This window comes from Mycobacterium sp. (assembly GCF_040398885.1).
Taxonomy (GTDB): domain Bacteria; phylum Actinomycetota; class Actinomycetes; order Mycobacteriales; family Mycobacteriaceae; genus Mycobacterium.
In genome coordinates, this window is sequence record NZ_JBBATF010000051.1 from 1 (window position 1) to 2,889 (window position 2,889).

At 70.2% G+C, this 2,889-nt stretch carries 2 protein-coding genes; one reads left to right on the top strand and one right to left on the bottom strand.

The features are described from left to right. Positions 1-140: 140 nt before the first annotated feature. Entirely contained in the window at positions 141-875 is a 735-nt protein-coding gene (locus ADBZ5U_RS06900; RefSeq protein ID WP_526263750.1) for a ribonuclease T2 family protein, read from the bottom strand. Between the two features lie 51 nt (positions 876-926). On the opposite strand from ADBZ5U_RS06900, the gene ADBZ5U_RS06905 reads away from it, so the two are divergent. Beyond that, the coding region (locus tag ADBZ5U_RS06905; RefSeq protein WP_526263752.1) for a hypothetical protein at positions 927-2,889 on the top strand (1,963 nt) is incomplete at its 3' end.

The following is a 2,889-nucleotide window of genomic DNA, read 5'->3' on the forward strand; positions in this document are numbered from 1 at the left end:
CCAGGTTGGACTCCGGCAGCAGCAGCGGGCCGCCTTCACTCAACCGGTGATAGACCGGGTACGGGTCGGCGCGGTTCGCCGGGTCGAGCAGTTCCAGCAGCAGCGGCTGCGCGGCGGTCATCGGTCCAGTCTGCCCGTACTCACGGCAGCCGGCCCTGCCCGCAGCCGGGCGGCACGGCCGGCGCCGCCGCCAGCGCCTCGCCCAGCGGGCGGTTCGGCTCGAGCCGTTGCACCGCCGGCAGCGACAGCCGGACCTCGTAGACCACCGGACCCTCACCGCGGGCGTCGCGGCAGTCCATCCCGATCCGGGTGCCCGCGCCGTCGCCGAACCGGGCGTCGAAAGCCTCGCGCACCGACCGGGAGGACACCCGCCGGTCCTCCGCCCCGGCGAACAAGGGATTGAGCACCGCGGTGGCCTGACCGGCCAACGTTGTTGCCAGACTGAAGTATTCGGACGGCGCCACCCCCGAACAGGTGCCGTGGGCGTACCACTCATGGGTCGTCATCCGGGCGGAATCCGACATCAGCGACCGTAGGTTCGCCTTCAGGTCATCCGGCAGCGGCACCGGACTCCGGGAGCGGTCCGGGGTCTGCCTGGGCACGTCGCAGTACTGCTCGGTGGCCGGCTGCGGCCACAGGCCGTGCAGCAGGAAGGCCTGCCCCAGGCTGCCGACGTGACCCGAACGGCACCCGGTGTTGGACGGCTCAACCTTGCACAGTGACGGCGCCCAGGTCAGCACCAGCAGGCTGGCGTCGCTGCCGGCCTGCGAGGGTCGCGGCCGGCGGTCCAGGTTCAGGCTGAACGCGACCGCGGCGGCGGCGGCCACCGCCAGGACCGCCGACACCGACAGCACGGTCTTGTCGCCTCGCTTCATGGTCTGCTTATTCAACCCCGCACCGCCGGACGGAATACAGTTGGTCCCTCGGTGGGTGAAGGGTCGGAGATCCGGGTGAACGACGTCGACAACTGGTTCGACCGCACCGCACACCGGAACACACGGCCGGTGTCCCTCTACCCCAGCCTGCTGACCGGCCGGTTCTTCGCCTACCTGCGCTACCGGTTGCGCTATCCGTTGCTGATCGCCGTGGTCCGGTTCGCCGTCCACGTCGCCGAGTTCTTCATTCTGCTGTCCAGCCTGGGCGGCGTGGCCGCGTTCACCGTGATGGTGCTGCGGGCGGGCAGCCTGCTGGTGTCCGGCGGCTGGTGGGGTCTTCTGGAGGTCCTGCGGGAACGCCTGCGCAGATTCGCCGACGCGGGTGACTCCGACGCCTCCGGCCGGGAGATCGGTCGCTGGCTCGTGCTGGCCGGGATGCTGGCGGTCCTGGTCATCACGGCCGGCGCGGTGGTGCTGACGGTCTGGAATCCCTCGGGTGCCGGGCCGGTGGCGCGGCTCTACGCCTTCCTGATCATCGTCGAGTTCGCGATCGACCTCCCGGTTCGGGTTCTGCACTCCGGGGTCTACGCCACGCGCCGGGTCTACAAGCCGCCGTGGTCGATGATCCTTCCGATCGTGGTGCAGTTGGCCATCCTGGGCGCCGGGTTCCGCCTGTACCCCTCGGCGGCCGTCGTCGTCGCGATCGTGGTGTCCAACGCGCTCGGCATCTGGATCATGGTGCACTTCACCCGCGAGGTGTACCGGCTGATGGGCCTGCGCCCGCAACCGCCCGGCCACTGGTGGCGCGACCTTCCCTCCATCCCGGTGCGGATGGGCGTCGAGACGACGCTCTCGGGACTCAGCCTGCGCCTGGACGCGCTGCTGGTGCTGGCGATGGTCGGCACCTACGGAACCAACACCCGGACCTTCGACCTGACCGCCGGGATGACGTCGTGGGGCGACATCGACGCCTTCCAGTTCTTCTACCTGATCCTGCCGCTGTTCCGCGGCACCTACGACAGCGCCGGGCTGTTCTACTTCGATCTGGTCCGGCTGCGCCGCACCCCGGCGATGCGCGAACTGCAACTCGCGTTCTTTCGCGGGCTGGTGTTGGCGGCCCCGGCCATCGCGCTGTTCTTCTGGGGGCTCTCCGCCGTCCTGGGCGTCGTGGTGCTGCACGACGTGCCGGTGAGTTTCCTGGTCGCCCTGATGCCGATGTTCGTCCTGCGCAGCCTGATCGGGCTGTACCAGATCCGGTTGTTCGCCGAGGGCAGGTTCGGCTGGCACATCGCGACGCTGGCACTGCTGGCAGTGCTGATGTGGCTGGTCTGGCGCAACCCCAACCCGGCCGGCGACCTGCTCCAGATCACCGCGGCGATGATCGTCCAACTGATCGTCCTGATCAACCTCCAGCACCTCCTCGACCGAAGGGACCCCCCGCTGCCGACCCTGGTGCAACTCGGCGAGTGGACCCGGGCGCGTGCCCGGGAGTCCGGGCCGACCGCATCCGGGAGCATCCGGATCCCGGCGTCGATCACGGCGAGACAGAAGAGCGCGGTCGTCTCGCTGATTCGCGAGACGTTCCAGGGCACAGGGCATTTCGCCTATCGATCCCCGACCTCGCTGCTCTACTACGAGCGGGTCGACGGCTCGTTACGACCCGAGGGCCGCCCGCCCTCACATGTCGCGCTGCTGGAGCGGTCCGGCGGCGCCGCCGCCCCGGGCGCGCTCCCACCGGATCTCGACCCGGCGACCCCGGAGGATCCGGCCGGCCTGGCCCGCACATTCCGCGCGTTGTTCCCCGACGGTGTGGTGTTCGACACCGAAACAGGCTCTGGCGCAACCGAAATGCGCACCCTCGACCCCGCTGTGCTGGCCGCTGCGGTGCCGGCGGCGCTCTCCGCCCTGGAGGACGGTGACTGCACCGTGCCGGTGTCGGGACGGTGGGTGACACCGCTGTACCGCGGGGGCGCACTGCGGACGCTGTTCGTCCTGCCGGCCGATCCGGACCCGG

What these genes read in the sequence shown, in the direction of transcription:
- ADBZ5U_RS06900 (WP_526263750.1), bottom strand. Translation starts at nt 875, where the DNA reads ATGAAGCGAGGCGACAAGACCGTGCTGTCGGTGTCGGCGGTCCTGGCG.